Raw genomic sequence first — 20,341 nt, forward strand, 5'->3', positions numbered from 1 at the left:
TCGAATTCTACAGCCCATTACACCAGACAGTTAAAGGCGTTTGTTACCTATTTCAGTATACCTGGATCGTCTGGCAGTAAAATACGGCAAGCGGCGCCCCGATTATCTGCGGCTGTTGCGCAATCGCGGCGCGCTTTCCATTACCGAATTGCGGCAGGGCAGGGTCTCCGGAGGAAGGTACACGCCAGGTCAACAAACGCGCAGGCATGTCGCCCCCCGTGTTTGCGAGCCAGTACCCGCTGATTCCCTGGCCAAACAGGTGCACTGAATCAGACAACCTGGTTCTGCGGTTCACCGCGGTTGAAGGCTTCGAGATTTGCCGTCAATTGGTCGGCTAGCGCCTGCATCGCTGGTCGACTGGCCCAGGCTACATGCGGGGTCAGCAGGAAATTGGGTAGCGCGAGCAGTTGCGGCGCCAGCAGAACATTGCCGGTGCTCGGCGGCTCGACGCTCAGCACATCGAAACCGGCACCGGCGATCCAGCCCTGCTGCAGCGCTCGGGCTAGCGCCGCTTCATCGACCAGGCCACCGCGCGCCGTGTTGATCAGCAGTGCTGAAGGCCGCATGGCCCGCAATTCGGGTTCACCCAGCAGGTTCTTCGTCTCGGGGGTCAGCGGGCAATGCAGCGAGACCACGTCGGCTTCGTGCAAGGCCTGGTCGAAAGGGGTATAGCCGGGGCGCACGCTTGGCGCGCCCTTGCGCTCGCAGCGCAGCACGCGCATGCCGAACGCCTCGGCGAGCCTGATGACGCCTCCGCCAAGATTGCCGCTGCCAATGACCGCCAGTTTGGCACCGTGCAGGTCGCGAATCGGATAATCGATGCAACAGAACTGCCTGGAACGTTGCCAATTGCCGGCGGCCACCGCTTGTCGATAGGCAACGACATTGCGCGACAACGCCAGCAATAGCGCGAAGACATGCTCGGGTACGGTATGCACGGCGTAGCCGCGGATGTTCGAAACGACGATGCCGTGGGCGCGGCAAGCATCGAGGTCGATGTTGTTGGTGCCGGTCGCCGCGACCGCGACCATCTGCAACGCGGGCAGTCCGGCAATCAGTTCAGCCCTGATCGACAGCTTGTTGACGATTGCAATCGTCGCCCCGGCGAGCCGCCCAGCGACCTGCAGTTGCAGTGTGGTCGCATGTTCGACCCAGTGATGTGGAAAATCCGGCCGGCGCAGGTCGGCGATGATCGACTCTCCTTCGAGATGGACAATTCGGTGCATGGTTCAATATGGAAGTTGCGTCAGCGACTCACTATTTTCCTCTCTCCCCTGGCGAGGGAAGGGTCGGGGAAAGGGGTCGTGACTGTAAAGATCGGGGGCTGGTAAAGTCGTGACCGTTAGTCCACAAAAGGCTTGCCGTGGCGACTGGCGATGGCCGCCACCTTGCTGCCCAGGGCGGGATCACCGGTAAACAGCAGCAGGCCCACCGCGGAGGCGGTACACAGGCCCTCGATCGCTGCCAGGTCACCGTGCAGGATGTTCACCACACCGCCAGGAAATCCGTTGCGCGCCGTCAGTTCGGCCAGCGCAAACGCCGCTGATGGGGCCTTCGGACTGGGTTTGACGACCACTGTCGCCCCCGCCAGCAACGCTTGAACGGCAAGCCGCAGGGGTCCGAGCAAGGGCGCCTGGTCATCGCAGACTACTGCCACGACGCCGCTCCCGCCAGTCGCTACGCTGCCGGTGGCCGCCGCCTTCAGCACGCGTAGCGCTTGTTCGACCTCGGCCGACGCCGACGCGGCGTTTTTGCCGGTTTCCTCTGCGATCAAGTTGGCGAAGTGTTCTGCGTATGCTGCCAGCGCCACCGCCAGCGCTGCCAGCAGCATTGCCCGTGCCGCGATCGTCAGCGCCGCCCAGGCGGGCAATGCGGCCTGGGCCGAGGCAACGGCGGTCAGCGCCTGATCCGTGCCGCACAGCGGAGTACGGCGCTTGATCTGGCCGGTGCACCGATCACGGACATCGAAAAAGGTCGGCGTCATCGTCAGATAGGCGTGGCCGTTGATCCACAGCGGTATGGCCAGAATTTCGTCATTTTCGGTCATGGGGTGCCTTGGTATTGCGGAAAGATTAAGAAAACGGTCACAAGTGACCTGCCAGGGGACATCATAACTGGTCACGAGCGGTAGCGCGTCAAACGCGTGTCAGGCGCAACCGCCCAGCGGCTGTCGCAGGCGATCGCTTGCCGATGGCGATGCGGCGTATCAGACGGGTATCCAGGCTTCCGGAGAGCTCACTTGCCCTCAGTTTTCGGGTTAACCTCATATCTAGAGCCATCACTCCTCTGGTTTAGTCGATCAACGTTTCGACAGCGTCGTCGTACCGAAGCGAAGCTGTAGCGATCGCTACTCGTATTTACAGCAGTTTACTGATTTGAACTTTATTTCGCGGATCAATGCTTTCGCTATAATCGACGGGCAGTTCGTTTACAAAAACCTATAGGAGACAAATTGTGGAAAGACGTTCCTTTTTGAAGAATGCGGGTGCTGGCCTTGCGGTCGGTACGATGGCCATGCCGGCGATTGCCCAGAACGCTCCGACGATCAAGTGGCGCCTGGCTTCGAGCTTCCCGAAGAGCCTCGACACCATCTACGGAGGCGCCGAGCACATGGCCAAACGAGTTGCCGAAGCGACTGGCGGCAAGTTCCAGATTCAGGTTTTTGCCGGCGGCGAAATCGTTCCCGGGCCGGCGGTGTTCGATGCCGTCAAGGACGGTACCGTTGAAATGGGGCATACGGTCTCCTACTATTTTTATGGCAAGGATCCCACCTATGCGCTCGAGACGGCCGTTCCCTTCGGAATGACCAATCGCCAGATGGACGCCTGGATGCGTTACGGCAATGGCAGCAAATTGCTCGGCGAAGTGTTTGCCAAGTCGAACATCATGACCATCCCTTGTGGCAACACCACGACCCAGATGGGTGGCTGGTATCGCAAGGAAATCAAGACGGCGGCCGACCTCAAGGGGCTGAAGATCCGCATCGGTGGCTTCGCCGGTGCCGTGCTCAGCAAGCTGGGCGCCGTGCCACAGCAGATCCCAGGTGGCGACATCTATCCGGCGCTCGAAAAGGGAACCATCGACGCGGCCGAATGGATCGGCCCTTACGATGACCAAAAGCTTGGATTCAACAAAGTGGCCAAGTTCTATTACTACCCCGGCTGGTGGGAGGGCGGCCCGCAGGTGTCGGCCTATGTCAGCCTCAAGAAGTGGGCTGAACTGCCGAAGGAATACCAGGCGATTCTGCAAATCGCCTGTGCCGACGCGCACGTCGACATGGTCGCCAAGTACGACTCGAAGAACCCGACGGCGCTCAAGCAACTCGTCGGCTCGGGAACACAGTTGAAACAGTTCCCGAAAGAAGTCATGGACGCCTGCTACAAGGCGGCGATGGATCTGTACGCTGAAACCTCGGCATCGAATGCCCAGTTCAAGAAGGTCTACGACGACTACAAAAAGTTCATGGACGACCAGAACCTCTGGCACCGCATCGCCGAAGGCTCGTACGCCAGCTACATGTACAGCAAGCGCTAGGCAGGCGTATCGAGTGAAGCTGGCTGGCGGCAAGGCAGTCACTGCCGCCAGCCGCTAGACTGCGCAAGAAAAGGAACGAAGACCAAGGCCTCCGTTCCTTTTTTCATGGCCATCAGCCATGAGGTTGCCCGACGATCTCCGACCGTCGGGCAGTCACCGAGAGGCGGCAGGGGTTACTTCGCCTGATCCTGCTTCATCGCATCGAGCACGGCCTTGCTGGCCGCATCTTCCGGAGCCGCAGGGGAAGAAGCCTCTTTCGGGCTCTCGAAACCCTGGGGGGTGGAGGGGGCGCCGTAATCGGAAGTCGGCATCTCGATCTGTACCGAATCGAGATCGACTTTGGCGTCCTGGTCGAGGCCGAAGGTCACGAGTTGCGGAAAGATAATGAGGACCCCGACCATGATGATCTGGAGACAGACGAAGGGGATTGCTCCCCAGTAGATGTCGGTGGTCTTGACCGACGCCGGTGCCACCGAGCGCAGGTAGAAGAGCGCAAAACCGAAAGGCGGGTGCATGAACGAAGTCTGCATGTTGACCGCCAGCAGAACGCCAAACCAGATCAGGTCGATGCCGAGCGCCTGCGCAACCGGGCCCAGCAGCGGCACGACGATGAACGACAACTCGAAGAAGTCGAGGAAGAAGGCAAGCAGGAATACCAGGACATTGACGACGATCAGGAAACCGATTTCGCCACCCGGCAGGCCAGTGAGCAGGTGCTCGACCCATTTGTGGCCATCGACTCCATAGAAAGTCAGCGAGAAGACGCGTGCGCCCACCAGGATGAAGACCACGAAGGTGGTCAGCTTGGCGGTCGTGTCCATCGCCTGCCTGAGCAACTTCCACGACAGGCGCCGGCGTGCCAGCGCCATGATCAGGGCACCGGTTGCACCCATCGCACCGCCTTCGGTCGGCGTCGCGATGCCGAGAAAGATCGTGCCGAGTACCAGGAAGATCAGCAGCAGCGGCGGGACCAGTGTCGTCAGTACGCGCAGCAGCAGCTTGCCGCCGCGCAAGGTCCGCGCTTCGAGCGGCAGCGCCGGCGCCCAGCGCGGTCTGAAGATCGCCACCAGTACGACATAGCCGACATAGAAGGCGGTCAGGGTCATGCCCGGTAGAAAAGCGCCCTTGTACATGTCGCCTACCGACTTGCCCAGCTGGTCGGCCATGATGATCAGCACCAGCGAGGGGGGAATGATCTGCGCCAGTGTTCCGGAAGCGGCAATGACGCCGGATGCGAGTCTCTTGTCATAGCCGTAGCGCAGCATGATCGGCAGCGAGATCAGACCCATCGAAATCACCGAGGCCGCGACGACGCCGGTCGTTGCGGCGAGCAGCGCGCCGACGAAGATCACCGCGAGGGCCAGGCCGCCACGCAGCGGTCCAAAAAGCTGGCCGATGGTGTCGAGCAGGTCTTCGGCCATGCCTGATCTCTCCAGGATCAGTCCCATGAAGGTGAAGAACGGGATCGCCAGCAAGGTATCGTTGTTCATGATGCCGAAGATGCGATCCGGCAGCGCCTGGAATAGTTGTGGGCCGAGCAGACCGAGTTCGATGCCGACAAAGCCGAAGAAAATACCGTTTGCCGCCAGGGCAAAGGACACCGGAAAACCGATGAGCAGGAACAGGACCATCGAAGCGAAGATGATCGGCGCCATGTTGGCGATCAGGAATTCGGTCATCACAGTTCTCCCTTCTGGGCCTTGATAGCGAGCGCCAGTTCTTCTTCAGGAGTCGGTTGGTGCGACTTTGCGCTCGGGTCAGGGCACCTGCCCTGCAGGAAACCGATGCGTTTGATCAACTCGGAGATGCTCTGGATGACCAGCAGGAAGAAGCCGATCGGTACCAGCAGGCGCACTGGCCAGACTACCAGGCCGCCAGCGTTGCTCGACTGCTCGTTGTTGTGCAGCGCGAGCAGGAAGATCGGCCATGACAGGTACATCACGGCGATTGCCATCGGCAACAGGAAAAAGATGATGCCGAAAATGTCGATCCACGTCTGGCCTCTTTTCGACAGGCGGCCGGCAATCAGGTCAATGCGCACATGCTCGTTGCGCTTCAGTGTGTAGCCCGCGCCAAAGAGAAAGATCGCCGAAAACAGGTACCACTGGATCTCGAGAAAGGCGTTCGAACTGTAGTTGATAGTGTAACGCATGACCGCATTGCCGGCGGCGATCAGTGTAACGACCAGGACCAGCCAGATGATGGTCTTGCCGATGAGTTCGGTGAGCCCATCGATCAGGCTGGAAAGCTTGAGTAAACTGTTCACGGGATATTCCTCCTCCATTGACAAGCCAAAGATTCACTCCTCCTGGGCCCGATCGCTTGCGCTTTGCCTCATTGCCGGGCAATTCATCAGGCCATTTTGCAGGATGCGAACTTGCGTCCGCTCTATCAAAGCTGCAAAGGCGGTGATTATGGCACATCTTTGATTCAACTATGCGAGATCGATTGCGTACTGTGAAAATTTGTTTGACATGTAAAAAGTATATTTCAATCAGACAGATGACAGCCTAAAATAGGGTTCATTCGTACGCTGATGGTTACGGCGGGTGTGCGCAACGCATCCGCCACCGCACGATCATGGTGGGCGTATGGGCGCGCCATCGCGGGATTCGCAGAGCCGAAGGAGGTCGTCAGTCTCGCGATCAGCGGCTCGCCAACCCGCTGCACGGCGCAGGCCTTCCGGGTTGGGCAAAGACCTCCAGGTACATCTTGTCGTCGAGTTGGGGCCGCGCAGGCATTCGAGCGGAACCTCCCGAAGTGGCGTTGGAACTCTTTTCCTTCATTCGACAATGCCTACCTACCGCATTCCACCACCCGGAATTCCACCCTGCGGTCGATGGCGTCCTGGGCATCGTCGCTACCGGTGCCGATGATATTTTCCCGGAAACCCTTGCCGTAGGCCTTGGTCTTTTGCATGACCTGGGGGAAATCCTTTTGCATCAGCTTCTGAACCGCCAGGGCACGTTGCTGAGAGAGCTGATCGTTGTAGCGCTCATTGCCCGAGCGACTGCTGTGACCCACGATGTTCAGGCAGACTCCAGCTGTCGCCACCCGGCGGGCAATCTGGCGCAGCCATAGGGCATACTGGCTGCGCAGCGAAGAATCTGCGACGAAATCCGTGGTTTTGACGGTGAATAGGAAGCGGGTACTCAGATTGTTATTGACCAGGCCCACATCCACCAGATTGGCGAAGGCTTTTTCCGCCTCCTGGTTCTGGCCCAGCTTGCGATAGCTCTGGTACAGGGCAGAATAGGTCTTCATCGTCTTGCCGTCGGCCCGACTCTCGGCCAGTTGGTAGAGATCGAGAGCGTTGGCGAAATCGCCGGCATCGAAACGGACGTCGGCTTCCGATAGCACCGCGGCTGTGGGCAGGGTATCGAAATAGGACTTGTCCGCCAACTCCCCGGTGTTCGACAAGGTGGTGGCGATATAGCCCTCAACCCGCTTGTCCTTCAGGTACATGGGGCTTTCCTTATAGGAGGCAATGGGTTCGAAATTGAGTTTTTCCTTGGTCAGCCAGACTTCGGAATTGGCGATGATCATGCCGGTCTTCAAATCCACCACCGAGGACGACACCCTGTAATAGCCGGAACCGGAGGCCTTATCCAGACGGATGGTGCCATTGACCACGTATTGCGAAGTCCCCAAGTTTTTGACCGACATGTGTTCGATGGGGAATTCTGGGAAGGCGGACCGCACCTCACGCATCAACACCTGTTCGATCTGGCGACTGGTTTCATTGACTTCGGCCGTGTAGGCATCAATGAAAGGATCCACCACGAACGCCTTCTTGCCCATGCGGCCGACGAAATTCTGGCTGGCCCGTACCTGACCGAAGATGTCGGCGGCCAGGGCCTTGACGGCTGGCTCCAGCTCCATCGGGGTTTTGACTGTCGGCGACAGGGGCGCCGCGCAACCGGCCAGGAAGCCGAGTGAGGCCAGCAGACAGAGAACCCAGAAGCTCAGCGTGGGCAAGGTGCGTCTCCCTCATGAATGGCTACGTTCATCGGCAGTTCTGACGATAATGGCTCATTTGTACATCGGTCAGGGGTTCCACGCCCATGGACAAGCGGGCCTGAAGGTCGCTGCACGTGCAACCGGGACAAACACCACCACTGGGTCGTGGGCCAGCAGCGATGGGCGTTGGTAGGAGGGCGGCCGTGGCGGGCGGGCGTGACGGCGGCTGATAGGTATTGACGGCAACCGGCGCAGGCGTTGTCGGGGGCGTTGATTCGGGCTTGGATAAATCCTTGAGCCGCGCCTTGGCCAGGGCAGCGAAGCGGCCCTTGGGATATTGGATGAGGTAGGCCTGGTAGTCCGACGCGGAGCGGCTGTTCCTGACATTGTCCCAAAAGGTCAGTTCTATCGCCGCCGGGTCCGCCGCGCTGGTGCCTACTGGAATGGGCGTGGCGCTACAGCCGCCGAAACAGAAATCACCCTCGATGGCCCCCTCCATCCAGGGTTCCTGCTCCCCTGCGGAGTCGGACTTGACGCCCCCGATGACCCGTTTCAGGGCCTGCTCGATGGCCACGCCGGGTTTGTCCATCTGGTTCAGCAGATGTAGGGTATAGAGGCCGTTGCGTCCATTGCCATCGGAGGCCACGCTGCCAGGACGGGTAGCGAAGGAAAGCAGGGTACCCGAGGGGACATTCACCTTGGCCAGACCGCCGGCGGCGGAACGGAAACGCCGGGCGAAGGGATTGTTGCGGCAGGCATCGAGAAACATCAAATTGAGCCGGGTCTTGGCCTCTTCCATGGTCTCCAGCACCAGGCTGACAGACATGCTTTGGCTTGGCACGTCTTCCTCACCCGCGATATCTGCATCCACCACCGGCAGGTAATTCACGCCCTTTACCTGAAGACCGTGTCCGGCGTAAAAAAACAGGGCCACGGCACCGGGGGTGAGTTTGGATTTGAATTCCCGCAGAGTCGGGCCGATCTCCTTTGTGGTCAGGTTTTCCCGCTTGATGACGGTGAACCCCAGGCCGAGCAACTTGGCCGCCATGTCCCGGGCGTCGTTGACAGGATTGGTTAGGGGAGATTTTTTGTAGTTGCTGTTGCCGATGACCAGGGCCACCTGTACCATGCCATCCTCAGACGCCAAAGCGATCCGAGGTGCCAGAGGCAGTCCCAGTGACAACAAGGACGCGAGGTAGATAAGAAAAGCCGAGCTCCGCATTGCTCGAATGTCGAAGAGGCCACGGGCGGGCCGGGCCCAGAGAATATACGAAAGAAATGGGCTTGTTGCAAACCCCCACCCGATGCGGCTGTGATTGCTTGGCGCCAGCGCTTGGGAAGCGAGGTGGCAGACGGCCCTTTCTGGCATGATCGAGTGTCGAAAACCTGATCACGTCTGCCATGACGAACGATAGCACAACTTTCCGGAACTTGGCTCGCCGGGAGGTGGTGCAACACAAATTGATCCCGGAATTGGGAGATACCTCAGGGTCAGCCCGCGATTCCCTGACGAAATGCATTCTGCACCCGTTACATGGCTACATACCCGCGCAAGAAAATGACCGTAGCCCGCATGAATTCTGGGTTACGGCCGGATCAGAGGGGCAGGGCAGGGTTCGGGCTTAGCGCTCAACCCGTGCAGGCGGAGATGCAGTAGGTATCGCTTCCGCGGGTTGTCGTGTCGTGATGGGGAAGTGAGTAGATGCGCGGCGTCAGCCGCAACGTTGCGATTCATGATGAAAGGAGGTTGCACGTGCAAGCAAGCAAGAAAAGTGTCCAGGTCTCCGCGATGCTGGCGGCGGTTGCGCTGGCGGGTTGTCAGACCGGCGGGTCGGACACCTCCGAATCCAAAAGCGCGGCGCCGCTACTCTCCGGTTATACCTGCTGCAACATACGCCACGAGGCGGGCAGCGACTGGATCAACGAGTTGAACTATGTCGGCTGGCCGATGATTCCCCTGGGCACCCAAGCGTCGATAACTTCGTACGGACGCCAACGGGCTGCTGTCACCATCGGCGGCAAGCCCATGCGCATCGGTCAAGACTACACACGCGAACAACTGTCGCTAGAGCAGTACATGGCGCGCTGGATCGTCCCGCGAGATCCCAATATCAAACTGGCGACCTTCCCTGCCAACATCCAGGCCTCCATCAAGGCCGGCAAGGTAATGAAAGGAATGACGCGCGAGCAGGTGATCATGTCGGTCGGTTATCCGCTCACGCAGGAAAATCCCGTACTTGACGCACCGATGTGGCGCATGTGGATGTCGAGTTTCGGCGAGTATCAGTTGATGTGGGGCAGCGATGGTAAGGTAAAGGACATCATCGGCGATCCGCTTACCAAGAACATGATTGTGCAGCAGTGATTACGGTAGCTTGCCTGCATTCGGTACCGGTCCGTCGGCGCGGGGATGGCAACACAAATCGCAGGTATCTGAGCCGGTATCAAGGCCGGTTATCTGGAACCATAGCCACATAGAACACAAGGATAGTCGCGATATGCTGCTAATGATCGATAACTATGACTCATTCACCTATAACCTTGTCCAGTATTTTGGCGAGCTAGGGCAGCATGTCAGAGTCTTCCGTAACGATGCCATCTCGATTGCCGAGATCACGCGCCTCAATCCGGCCTTGCTGGTGATCTCCCCTGGCCCGTGCATGCCCGCGCAGGCCGGAATCTCTCTGGAGGTGATTCGTGAGTTTGCGGGCAAGATTCCTCTGCTCGGCGTATGCCTTGGCCATCAGGCGATCGGCGAGGCTTTCGGTGGCCGTGTCGTGCACGCCCGCAAGTTGATGCATGGCAAGGTGTCGCCGGTCCAGCACAGCGACCAGGGCGTCTTTCGTGGCCTGCCCAGTCCGCTGACCTGCACGCGCTATCATTCGCTGGCCGTTGAACGCGATACTCTGCCGGCCTGCCTGGAGATCACCGCCTGGACCGACGACGGCGAGATCATGGGCTTGCGCCACAAAACGCTGGCCGTCGAGGGGGTCCAGTTCCATCCCGAATCGATCCTGACCGAGCGCGGCCATGATCTCTTGAAGAACTTCCTTGAGGAGTACGCCAAATGAAGCCCCAGGATGCGCTGACGCGGGTCATTGAACACCGCGAAATCTTCCACGACGAAATGGTTTCGCTGATGCGACAGATCATGAGTGGTGAAGTCACCCCGGTGATGATTGCGGCGATTATCATTGGCCTGCGCGTCAAGAAGGAAACGATCGGCGAAATCTCGGCGGCGGCGCAGGTGATGCGCGAGCTGTCGACCAAGGTGCAAGTCAGTGACCGCAGTCGCCTGGTCGATACCTGCGGGACTGGCGGCGACGGTGCCCAGACCTTCAACATCTCCACTGCCGCAATGTTCGTTGCGGCAGCGGCCGGCGCGCGTGTTGCCAAACATGGCGGGCGATCGGTCTCGTCGCAGTCGGGCAGTGCCGATGTTCTCGAAGCCCTCGGCGTCAATATCAACCTCACGCCGGCACAGGTCGGACAGAGCGTCGACGAGGTCGGCATCGGCTTCATGTTTGCTCCCAACCACCATAGCGCCATGAAATACGCGGCACCGGTTCGCCGCGAACTTGGCGTGCGCACGCTGTTCAACATCCTCGGCCCGCTGACCAACCCGGCCAACGCCGCCAATCAGGTGCTGGGCGTCTTTCATCCCGACCTGGTCGGCATCCAGGCACGTGTCCTGCAGCGCCTCGGCAGTTCGCACGCTCTTGTCGTTTTCGGTCGTGAAGGTCTCGACGAAATCTCGATCTCCGGTGAAACCCTGGTCGGCGAACTGCAGAACGGCCGTGTTGATGAATACACGCTTCATCCCGAGCAGTTCAACCTGCCTGTGCACGACCCGAGGGTTCTGCGCGTGGCCAACGTTGAGGAGTCCAAGGGCATGTTGCTGGCCGCGCTTGAGGGGCGCGCTGGCGCCGCGCGTGACATTGTCGCCCTCAATGCCGGCGCCAGCATCTACGTCAGCGGTCTCGCCGGTACGCTTGCCGATGGCGTCGACCAAGCCTTCGAAGCCATTGCTTCAGGTGCTGCACGCGCCAAGCTCGACGACTTCGTGGCTTGCACGCAACGCTTTTCAACCTGATCGCCTGCGTGTCGGCGAGGAAAAACATGACACCGCCCGAGATAGAGGAACTGCTCGAAGGCGGCTGCGAAGACGACAAGGCGATTTTGCCATGAGCGATATTCTCAAGCGGATTCTGGCCGTTAAACAGGACGAAGTGGCCGCCTCCAGGGCTGACACGCCGCTCGCGGTCATGCGTGCCACGGCTGAAATGCAACCCGCCACGCGCGATTTTCTCGGTGCCATTCGGGACCGCATTGCCACTGGCAAGCCGGCAGTCATCGCCGAGATCAAGAAGGCCAGCCCATCCAGAGGCGTCCTGTGTGCCGATTTTCATCCCGCCCGGATCGCCGTCAGTTATCAGCAGCATGGTGCGACATGTCTGTCGGTGCTGACTGATCGTCAGTTTTTCCAGGGGGCTCCCGCATACTTGCAGGCGGCGCGCGCAGCCTGTGGATTGCCGGTTTTACGCAAGGATTTTCTGATTGATGCCTATCAGGTTTACGAAGCGAGGGCGATGGGCGCTGATGCGATCCTGCTCATTGCCGCGGCGCTTGATCTGCCGGCGATGCGCGAACTTGAAGCCATCGCCGACAGTCTCGGCATGGCGGTGCTCGTCGAAGTGCACAATGGCCAGGAACTGGATCTCGCCCTGCAGCTTCGCACCTTGCTGATCGGCATTAACAACCGCAACCTGCGCAGCTTCGAAGTCAGCCTGCAAACCACCCTCGGGCTCCTGCCCTACCTCCCGGCCAACCGCCTCGTCGTTACCGAAAGCGGCATTCTCTCCCCTCGCGACGTGCAGCGGGTGCGCGACCATGGCGTCAACGCCTTTCTCGTTGGCGAAGCCTGCATGCGTGCTGTCGAGCCTGGCGAAGCGCTGGCCGAGTTGTTTGCCTGATGATCGCCAACGTACAGGACGACCATGGACGGAGTGTGCGCCGCCCGTCCGATCCTCCGATACGCCAGGCATCTTTCAAGCCTGGAAAACCAGCCAACCCATGAGTTCTGTCGCTTCGCCATCGCCCCTTGAGGCCCTTGCTCTGGCTGCCAGCTCGCCAACGGCGTTGCCAGCTGCCTGGGCAACGCCGCTCGAGACACAGCTTGCTGACGGTGAGCGCGTCCTGACCTGGCTTGAAATCGACCTCGACACCCGCCTGCGTTTCGCGCGCGGGCTGGTGGTGGTGACCAGCGAGCGCCTGCTGGTGATGCCGCCCGGAGACTCCCGGTGGCAAAGCTGGACCTACCGGGCGGGGCTGTCGCTGTCTCGGCGCGATCATTCCGGGGTGGGTACCCTCGAACTCTGCGACGAAGATTCGCTGTTGGCGCACTGGCGCTACACGCTCGGTGCCGACATCGCCGCCGGTCGGCTGATCGAGCACTTCACGCGTCAGCTCAGCTTCCGGGTCACCGGGATCATGCCGCCTCCCTCGTCCGTGGCGCTCTGTCCGAAGTGCGAAACCCCGCTGCTTGAGGGACAGGAAGAGTGCCCGGCGTGCAGCAAGGAAATCCATGAACCGCCTTCGACCTGGACACTGTTGCGCCTGGCGCGTTTCGCCAGGCCCTACCGGGGACAACTGCTGACCGCCTTCGTGCTGTCCCTGCTGACCACCGCGGCAACGCTGGTGGCACCATACCTGACGATGCCCCTGATGGACAAGGTGCTGATCCCCTACCAGAACGGCCAGCCGATCGACTCCGCGCTGGTTGCATTCTATCTCTCGGGTCTGCTCGGGTCGTCACTGCTTGCCTGGGTGCTCGGCTGGGGGCGCACTTATATCCTGGCGCTGGTTTCGGAACGGATCGGTGCCGACCTGCGCACCACTACCTACGAGCATCTGCTGAAACTCTCGCAGGAATACTTCGGCGGCAAGCGCACCGGCGACCTGATGGCGCGCATCGGTTCGGAAACCGACCGCATCAACATCTTCATTTCGCTGCACCTTCTGGACTTCGCCACCGACGTGCTGATGATCGCCATGACCACGGTCATTCTGGTGTCGATCGATCCCTGGTTGGCCGCGGTGACGCTGTTGCCACTGCCGATCATCGGCTGGCTGATCCATGTCGTCCGCGAGAAACTGCGTACCGGCTTCGAGCGCGTCGACCGCATCTGGGCGGAAGTCACCAACGTGCTTGCCGACACCATTCCCGGCATCCGGGTGGTCAAGGCCTTTGCCCAGGAAAGCCGTGAAGCGGCGCGTTTTCGGTCAGCCAATGCGCACAACCTGGAAGTCAATGACCGGGTCAACAAGGTGTGGTCGCTGTTTTCGCCAACGGTCACCCTGCTCACCGAAATCGGCCTCCTGATCGTCTGGGCTTTCGGCATCTGGCAGATCGCCAAGGATCAGATCACCGTCGGTGTGCTCACTGCCTTCCTCGCCTACATCAGCCGCTTCTACCTGCGCCTCGATTCGATGAGCCGCATTGTTTCGGTGACCCAGAAGGCCGCGGCCGGCGCCAAGCGCATTTTCGACATTCTTGACCATGTCTCCAGCGTTCCAGAGCCGACGCATCCGGTGCACCTGCCACAAGTCTCTGGACGCATCGAATTGCGCAGCGTTGGTTTCCGCTACGGGACGCGTAGCGTGACTCGCGACATCAACATCGTCATCGAACCCGGCGAGATGGTTGGCCTGGTCGGACACAGCGGTTCCGGCAAGAGCACGCTGGTCAACCTGATCTGCCGTTTTTACGACGTCAGCGAAGGCGCCATTCTGATCGACGGGGTCGACATCCGTTCGCTGCCGGTTGCCGAGTACCGCAAACACATCGGCCTGGTGCTGCAGGAACCTTTCCTGTTCTTCGGCACGATTGCCGAAAACATTGCCTACGGCAAGCCAGAGGCGACGCGCGCCGAGATCGTTGCGGCCGCCCGCGCCGCGCACGCACATGAATTCATCCTCCGCCTGCCGCACGGTTACGACTCGCTTGTCGGAGAACGCGGGCAGGCGCTTTCCGGCGGCGAAAGGCAGCGCATCTCGATCGCGCGTGCGCTGTTGATCGATCCGCGCATCCTGATCCTCGACGAAGCCACTTCATCAGTGGATACCACTACCGAGAAGGAGATTCAGAAAGCGCTTGACAACCTCGTGCGCGGACGTACGACGATTGCCATCGCGCACCGCCTGTCCACCCTGCGCGACGCCAATCGCCTGGTCGTTCTCGACCGTGGCAGCGTCGTCGAGGTCGGCAGCCACGACCAGCTGATGGCTTGCCAAGGCCACTACTACCGCCTCTATCAGGCACAGGCGCGCAACGTCGACACCGAAGACGAACTGCGCAGGCTGGAGATCAACGCCAAGGACGAGGATGAACGCGAATGACCGAAACGCATGACTATCAGTTGCGCCGTAACTGCTTTGGCAAGCTCGAATTCATTGGTCCGGATGGCGAAATCCATACCGGGGTCGTGCCGGTGCGCGCCTTTCCGATCAGCGCCCCCGCTGACGGCATCGCCCTGGTCGATCCTTACGGCCATGAACTGGCCTGGATCAACGAACTCGGCGACCTGCGAGAAGAGCCGCGCAAGCTGGTGGAGACCGAGCTGGCCCAGCGCGAGTTCATGCCCGTGATCACACGCATCGTCAGCGTTGCGAGTTTCGCGACGCCGAGCACCTGGCAGGTCGAAACCGACCGTGGCGCCGCGACGCTGATCCTCAAGGGGGAGGAGGACATTCGTCGCCTCACCCCGCCAGCGTTGCTGATCGCCGACAGCCATGGCATTCATTTCCTGATTCCTGACCGTTCTGCGCTCGATCAACATAGCCGGCGCATTCTCGACCGCTTCCTGTGAGGCAGGTCACGGCAATCGTTTTGCTGCGCCGTCAGCCGATTGACGCGAGCCACGTTATTTCGACAATAATTCTGGTTTGGCTGTCCGCCTGCCCTGCGCCTTTCTCGCGCCGACGCGCGCCAACCTCCCCATGCCTGGACTGACGACATGAAAACGAAGGACATCAAGTTTCTCGAGATCCGCTACCTGCGCGGCCCGAACATCTGGACCTACCGTCCGGTCATCGAGGCGGTCGTTGACATCGGCGAACTCGAAGACTTCCCGTCGAACACCATCCCGGGCTTCTACGACCGTCTGACGGCCCTCCTGCCCTCACTGATCGAGCATCGCTGCAGCTACGGCGAGCGCGGCGGCTTTCTGCGGCGCGTTCAGGAAGGTACCTGGCCGGCGCACATCCTCGAACACGTCACCCTCGAACTGCAGAACCTGGCCGGCATGCCCGGCGGTTTCGGCAAGGCGCGCGAGACCTCGAGACGTGGCGTGTACAAGGTGGTGGTGCGCGCCTGGCACGAGGATGTCACCCGCTCCTGCCTCTATGCAGGACGCGATCTGCTGCTGGCGGCGATCAAGGATACCCCCTTCGATGTTGCCGGTACGGTCGCACACCTGGCCGACCTGGCCGAGCGCAAGTTGCTTGGGCCGAGCACCGGTTGCATCGTCGAAGCGGCGACCGCCAAGGACCGCCGCATCCCGGCGATCCGCCTGCTGGCCACTGGCAATCTCGTGCAACTCGGTTACGGCGCCCGCAGCCGACGCATCTGGACCGCCGAAACCGACCGCACCAGCGCGATTGCCGAGGGCATCTCGCGCGACAAGGATCTCACCAAGACTCTGATCAAATCCTGCGGCGTGCCGGTTCCTGAAGGACGCCTGGTCGATAGTCCCGAGGATGCCTGCGAAGCCGCCGCAGAGATCGGTTTTCCGGTGGTCGTCAAGCCGTCGGACGGCAACCACGCGCGCGGCGTGTTCACCAATCTGATGGCACGGGAAGAAGTCGAGGCTGCGTATGCAGCCGCGGTCGTCGAAGGCAGCGGCGTCATCGTCGAACGCTACGTGCGTGGCTCGGAGCATCGCCTGCTGATCGTCGGCGGCAAACTCGTCGCCGCCGCCCGCGGCGAGGCCGCCAAGGTCATCGGTGATGGCCGATCAACGATCAACGAACTGATCGACAGCCAGATCAACTCCGACCCGCGCCGCGGCGCCGCCGAGGAATTCGTCCTCGACATCATCGACCTCGCGGACAATCCGGTGGCCCGGCTCGAAGTGTCGCGCCAGGGATTTACCCCGAACGCGATCCCGCCGGCGGGTCGCGAGGTTCTGATCGTGCGTAGCGGCAACCATACCGACGACGTCACCGACCTCGTCCACCCGGAAACCGCGGCCACGGCCTCGCTCGCCGCCCGCATCGTCGGACTCGACATCGCCGGTGTGGACCTGGTCTGCGAAGACATTGCGCGACCGCTCGATGAACAGCGGGGGGCGATTGTCGAGGTCAACGCCGGCCCCGGCCTGCTGATGCACCTCAAACCGGCCATTGGTCAGCCGCGCCCGGTCGGTCGCGCCATCGTCGATGAGTTGTTCCCCAACGGCGAGGACAGCCGCATCCCGGTGGTCGGCATCACCGGCAGCTTCGGCAAGACGACCGTCGCCCGCCTGATTGCACGCCTGCTCTGCCTGTCCGGAAAACAAACCGGTCTGGCCTGCAGTGACGGCCTGTTCATCGATCGGCGCTGTATCGATCAGGGCGACAGCGCAACCTGGGGATCCGCGCACCGCATCCTGATAAATCGCTCGGTCGAAGCGGCCGTCTTCGAAAACGGTAGCGACAGCATCCTCGGCGAAGGGCTCGCCTACGACCGCTGTCAGGTCGGTGTGATCACCAACGTCGAAGTCGCCGAACATCGCGGCCGCTACGACATCGAGACCCCCGAGCAGGTATTCACCGTTCTGCGCACGCAGGTCGATCTGGTACTGCCGGCGGGCGCCGCGGTCCTCAACGCCAGGCAGCCGATGCTGGTCGACATGGCGCCGCTCTGCGACGGTGACGTGATCTTCTTCGCCATCGATCCCGACCTGCCCAGCCTCGTCGAACACCGGGCGCAAGGCAAGCGGGCGGTGTTCGTTCGCAACCGCCAGGTCATTCTGGCCAATGGTGAGGATGAAACCGCAATCGTCAGCCTGCAGAACATTTCGCTGACCGACGGCGGGCGCGTCGACTTCCAGATCGAGAACGTCCTGGCCGCCAGCGGCGCCGCCTGGGCTCTCGGCATCGGATCGGAAATCATCCGTACCGGGCTGGAAACCTTCACCCTTGCCTGAGCCGGCAACCACCCGCAACCGACCGGGCATTGCCTACCGGCCTGCGGACTGAACCAGAAAGAGGACACTGTTCATGGAAGTATCGCGTATCCGCGCGCTGCGCGGTCCGAACCTCTGGAGCCGGCACACGGCGATTGAAGCAATTGTCTACTGCGACGAAGAGGAGCGCAGCATCGACCAGATGCCGGGTTTCGAGACCCGTCTGCGCGAACGTTTCCCCGAGCTGGCGATGCTCCGGCCGGCCGGCCATGATGAGGCGATATCGATGGCGCAGGCCCTGGAGTTCGCTGCACTTGGCCTGCAGGCACAGGCCGGTTGTCCGGTGACCTTCAGCCGCAGCACGCAGACCCTGGAAACGGGCATCTATCAGGTCGTCGTCGAATACAGCGAGGAAGCCGTTGGCCGACTGGCGTTCGAACTCGCGCAGGATCTCTGCAAGGCGGCGGTCACGGCCACCCCTTTCGAACTCACCGAAGCGCTCGATCGCTTGCGCGAACTCGACGAGGACGTCCGCCTGGGTCCCAGCACCGGAGCGATCGTTTATGCCGCCATGGCACGCAACATCCCCTACCGTCGCCTGACCGAAGGCAGCATGGTGCAATTTGGCTGGGGTAGCCGGCAGCGACGCATTCAGGCGGCAGAAACCGACCGCACCAGCGCCGTTGCCGAATCGATTGCCCAGGACAAGGAACTCAGCAAGGAACTGCTGCACGCGGCTGGTGTCCCGGTTCCCGTCGGCCGGCCGGTGCTGAGCGCCGAGGACGCCTGGGCGGCCGCTTGCGAGATTGGCGCCCCGGTCGTCGTCAAGCCGCAGGACGGCAACCAGGGCAAGGGCGTCGCGGTCAATCTCAACACCCGCGAACAGATTGAAGCCGCCTACGCGATCGCTTTCGAAGTCAGCGACGAAGTCCTCGTCGAGCGTTACCTTCCAGGCCACGATTACCGCCTGCTGGTGATTGGAGACAAGTTGATCGCCGCCGCCCGACGCGACCCCCCGCTGGTCATCGGTGACGGGCTACACAACATTCGCCAGTTGGTCGAACGGGTGAACAGTGACCCGCGCCGCGGCGAAGGGCACGCCACCTCACTGACCAAAATCCGCCTCGATGAGGTGGCTCTGGCCCGCCTGGCCGATGCACGACTGACTCCGGAATCGGTCCCCGCCAGGGGCCAGCGCATCATCCTGCGCAACAACGCGAATCTCTCGACCGGTGGTACGGCAACCGACGTCACCGCCGATGTTCATCCCGAGTTTGCTGCGCAGGCGATTGCTGCCGCGCAGACCATCGGCCTCGATATCGCCGGGGTCGACGTCGTCTGTGACAGCGTCCTGCGTCCACTCGAAGCCCAGGGCGGCGGCATCGTCGAAATCAACGCCGCACCGGGATTGCGCATGCATCTGCAGCCTTCGTTCGGCAAGGGCCGGCCGGTCGGCGAAGCGATCATCGCCAACATGTTTGCCGCCGGCGACGATGCGCGCATTCCTCTGGTTGCCGTCGCGGGAACAAACGGCAAGACCACCACCGTCCGTTTGATCGCCCACATTCTGGGCCAGCAAGGTCTGCGCGTCGGCATGACCACCACCGACGGCGTCTATGTTCAGGGCCGGCGTATCGATACCGGCGACTGCAGCGGCCCCAAGAGCGCCAGGAATGTCCTGCTCCACCCCGACGTCGACGCGGCCGTCCTCGAAACGGCACGCGGTGGGGTGCTGCGGGAGGGACTCGGTTTCGACCGTTGCGATGTCGCCGTGGTCACCAACATTGGTCTCGGCGATCACCTTGGGCTGTCGTATATCAGTACTGTCGAGGACCTGTCGGTCGTCAAGCGGGTGATCGTCCAGAATGTCAGACCGGGGACCGGCGTCGCGGTGCTCAATGCCGCCGATCCCATGGTCGCCCGGATGGCCGATGCGTGCCCGGGCAGCGTCACCTTTTTTGCCTGTGACCGAAATCATCCGCTGATGGCCATGCACCGTGCGCAACGCAAGCGCGTCGTCTATCGCGACGGCAATGCGATTGTCGCTTCCTGCGGCGGTAACGAACACCGCATCGCACTGGCCGAGATCCCGCTCACGCAAAACGGCGCCATCGGCTTCCAGGTCGAGAACGCCATGGCAGCGACTGCCGCCGCCTGGGCTCTGGGGATCGATTGGCCAACGATTCAGCGCGGCCTTGGCAGCTTCATCAACGACGCAACAACCGTACCCGGGCGCTTCAATCTCTTCAGCTATCGCGGGGCAACGCTGATTGCCGACTATGGCCACAATCCGGACGCCATTCAGGCGCTGGTCAAGGCCATCGACAACCTGCCATCACAGCCGGGCAGCCAGCGTTCGGTCGTCATCAGCGGCGCTGGCGACCGGCGTGACGAAGACATTCGCCAGCAGACCGAGATCCTTGGGGATGCTTTCGATCAGGTCCTGCTTTATCAGGATCAGTGTCAACGTGGTCGGGCGGACGGAGAAGTGCTGGCGCTCCTGCGGGAAGGTCTGAAAAATGCCCGGCGAACTTCCGAGGTCAGGGAAATTCGCGGCGAGTTCCTGGCCATCGACAGTGCGCTGGCCGAAGTGCGGGCAGGCGATCTTTGCCTGATCCTGATCGATCAGATCGAGGAGGCCCTTGAACACATCAGCAGGCGAATCGCCGAGGGCTAGGCTT

The 20,341-nt window shown here is 61.3% G+C and carries 14 protein-coding genes and 1 pseudogene; 9 read left to right on the forward strand and 6 right to left on the reverse strand.

Going from position 1 to position 20,341, the window contains the following annotated elements; genetic code table 11:
* Positions 1 to 269 precede the first annotated feature (269 nt).
* A complete protein-coding gene (locus tag AW06_RS13625) occupies positions 270 to 1,226 on the reverse strand; it encodes a D-2-hydroxyacid dehydrogenase (protein WP_034951106.1) in 957 nt (318 codons plus the stop codon).
* 116 nt (positions 1,227 to 1,342) lie between these two features.
* Complete coding sequence (locus AW06_RS20690; RefSeq protein ID WP_273704691.1) at positions 1,343 to 2,047, reverse strand: aldehyde dehydrogenase family protein; 705 nt, start codon at positions 2,045 to 2,047, stop codon at positions 1,343 to 1,345.
* 407 nt (positions 2,048 to 2,454) lie between these two features.
* On the opposite strand from AW06_RS20690, the gene AW06_RS13635 reads away from it, so the two are divergent.
* On the forward strand, positions 2,455 to 3,534 hold the full coding sequence (locus AW06_RS13635) for a TRAP transporter substrate-binding protein (RefSeq protein ID WP_034951108.1): 1,080 nt from the start codon (positions 2,455 to 2,457) through the stop codon (positions 3,532 to 3,534).
* 173 nt (positions 3,535 to 3,707) lie between these two features.
* Here the strand turns inward: AW06_RS13635 and AW06_RS13640 are convergent, their stop codons facing one another.
* The 4 genes from AW06_RS13640 to AW06_RS13655 all read right to left on the reverse strand — a co-directional run bounded on the left by AW06_RS13640 (position 3,708) and on the right by AW06_RS13655 (position 8,623).
* On the reverse strand, positions 3,708 to 5,213 hold the full coding sequence (locus AW06_RS13640; protein WP_034951110.1) for a TRAP transporter large permease subunit: 1,506 nt from the start codon (positions 5,211 to 5,213) through the stop codon (positions 3,708 to 3,710).
* Entirely contained in the window at positions 5,213 to 5,800 is a 588-nt protein-coding gene (locus AW06_RS13645; RefSeq protein WP_034951142.1) for a TRAP transporter small permease subunit, read from the reverse strand. The genes AW06_RS13640 and AW06_RS13645 overlap by 1 nt, the downstream gene beginning before the upstream one ends.
* 530 nt (positions 5,801 to 6,330) lie before the next feature.
* The gene (locus tag AW06_RS13650; protein WP_273704692.1) at positions 6,331 to 7,512 is read right to left on the reverse strand and encodes an OmpA family protein; all 1,182 of its coding nucleotides are present in this window, start codon (positions 7,510 to 7,512) and stop codon (positions 6,331 to 6,333) included.
* A gap of 28 nt (positions 7,513 to 7,540) precedes the next feature.
* Positions 7,541 to 8,623, reverse strand: coding sequence for a caspase family protein (locus tag AW06_RS13655; RefSeq protein WP_171047402.1), 1,083 nt, complete (start codon positions 8,621 to 8,623; stop codon positions 7,541 to 7,543).
* 573 nt (positions 8,624 to 9,196) lie between these two features.
* Between AW06_RS13655 and AW06_RS13660 the strand changes: the two genes are divergently transcribed.
* The 8 genes and pseudogenes from AW06_RS13660 to cphA (AW06_RS13695) all read left to right on the forward strand — a co-directional run bounded on the left by AW06_RS13660 (position 9,197) and on the right by cphA (AW06_RS13695) (position 20,337).
* The gene (locus AW06_RS13660) at positions 9,197 to 9,859 is read left to right on the forward strand and encodes a hypothetical protein (protein ID WP_246148986.1); all 663 of its coding nucleotides are present in this window, start codon (positions 9,197 to 9,199) and stop codon (positions 9,857 to 9,859) included.
* A gap of 133 nt (positions 9,860 to 9,992) precedes the next feature.
* Positions 9,993 to 10,565 (forward strand): aminodeoxychorismate/anthranilate synthase component II, encoded by a 573-nt coding sequence (locus AW06_RS13665; protein ID WP_034951112.1) that lies wholly within the window; start codon positions 9,993 to 9,995, stop codon positions 10,563 to 10,565.
* On the forward strand, positions 10,562 to 11,587 hold the full coding sequence (trpD, locus tag AW06_RS13670) for an anthranilate phosphoribosyltransferase (protein WP_034951114.1): 1,026 nt from the start codon (positions 10,562 to 10,564) through the stop codon (positions 11,585 to 11,587). The genes AW06_RS13665 and trpD overlap by 4 nt, the downstream gene beginning before the upstream one ends.
* Positions 11,588 to 11,678: 91 nt before the next feature.
* Positions 11,679 to 12,467, forward strand: a complete 789-nt coding sequence (gene trpC / locus AW06_RS13675) for an indole-3-glycerol phosphate synthase TrpC (RefSeq protein WP_034951117.1) — start codon at positions 11,679 to 11,681, stop codon at positions 12,465 to 12,467.
* Positions 12,468 to 12,567: 100 nt separating this feature from the next.
* Complete coding sequence (locus AW06_RS13680) at positions 12,568 to 14,892, forward strand: ABC transporter ATP-binding protein (protein ID WP_273704693.1); 2,325 nt, start codon at positions 12,568 to 12,570, stop codon at positions 14,890 to 14,892.
* Positions 14,889 to 15,362, forward strand: a complete 474-nt coding sequence (locus AW06_RS13685) for a DUF1854 domain-containing protein (RefSeq protein ID WP_034951119.1) — start codon at positions 14,889 to 14,891, stop codon at positions 15,360 to 15,362. The genes AW06_RS13680 and AW06_RS13685 overlap by 4 nt, the downstream gene beginning before the upstream one ends.
* A 147-nt stretch (positions 15,363 to 15,509) precedes the next feature.
* Positions 15,510 to 17,675, forward strand: a pseudogene (gene cphA, locus AW06_RS13690) (cyanophycin synthetase); the annotation flags it as partial.
* Between the two features lie 79 nt (positions 17,676 to 17,754).
* Positions 17,755 to 20,337 (forward strand): cyanophycin synthetase, encoded by a 2,583-nt coding sequence (cphA, locus tag AW06_RS13695; RefSeq protein WP_034951127.1) that lies wholly within the window; start codon positions 17,755 to 17,757, stop codon positions 20,335 to 20,337.
* Positions 20,338 to 20,341: the final 4 nt, after the last annotated feature.

This window comes from Candidatus Accumulibacter cognatus (genome assembly GCF_000584975.1).
In the GTDB taxonomy this organism is placed as follows: Bacteria; Pseudomonadota; Gammaproteobacteria; order Burkholderiales; family Rhodocyclaceae; genus Accumulibacter; species Accumulibacter cognatus.

Bases quoted from the DNA above. Each gene is read 5' to 3' on its own strand.
- AW06_RS13660 (WP_246148986.1), top strand. From the start codon at position 9,197: ATGCGCGGCGTCAGCCGCAACGTTGCGATTCATGATGAAAGGAGGTTG.
- cphA (WP_034951127.1), top strand. From the start codon at position 17,755: ATGGAAGTATCGCGTATCCGCGCGCTGCGCGGTCCGAACCTCTGGAGC.
- AW06_RS13640 (WP_034951110.1), bottom strand. From the start codon at position 5,213: ATGACCGAATTCCTGATCGCCAACATGGCGCCGATCATCTTCGCTTCG.
- trpC (WP_034951117.1), top strand. From the start codon at position 11,679: ATGAGCGATATTCTCAAGCGGATTCTGGCCGTTAAACAGGACGAAGTG.
- AW06_RS13685 (WP_034951119.1), top strand. From the start codon at position 14,889: ATGACCGAAACGCATGACTATCAGTTGCGCCGTAACTGCTTTGGCAAG.
- AW06_RS13655 (WP_171047402.1), bottom strand. From the start codon at position 8,623: ATGGTACAGGTGGCCCTGGTCATCGGCAACAGCAACTACAAAAAATCT.
- AW06_RS13665 (WP_034951112.1), top strand. From the start codon at position 9,993: ATGCTGCTAATGATCGATAACTATGACTCATTCACCTATAACCTTGTC.
- AW06_RS13680 (WP_273704693.1), top strand. From the start codon at position 12,568: ATGAGTTCTGTCGCTTCGCCATCGCCCCTTGAGGCCCTTGCTCTGGCT.
- AW06_RS20690 (WP_273704691.1), bottom strand. From the start codon at position 2,047: ATGACCGAAAATGACGAAATTCTGGCCATACCGCTGTGGATCAACGGC.
- AW06_RS13625 (WP_034951106.1), bottom strand. From the start codon at position 1,226: ATGCACCGAATTGTCCATCTCGAAGGAGAGTCGATCATCGCCGACCTG.
- trpD (WP_034951114.1), top strand. From the start codon at position 10,562: ATGAAGCCCCAGGATGCGCTGACGCGGGTCATTGAACACCGCGAAATC.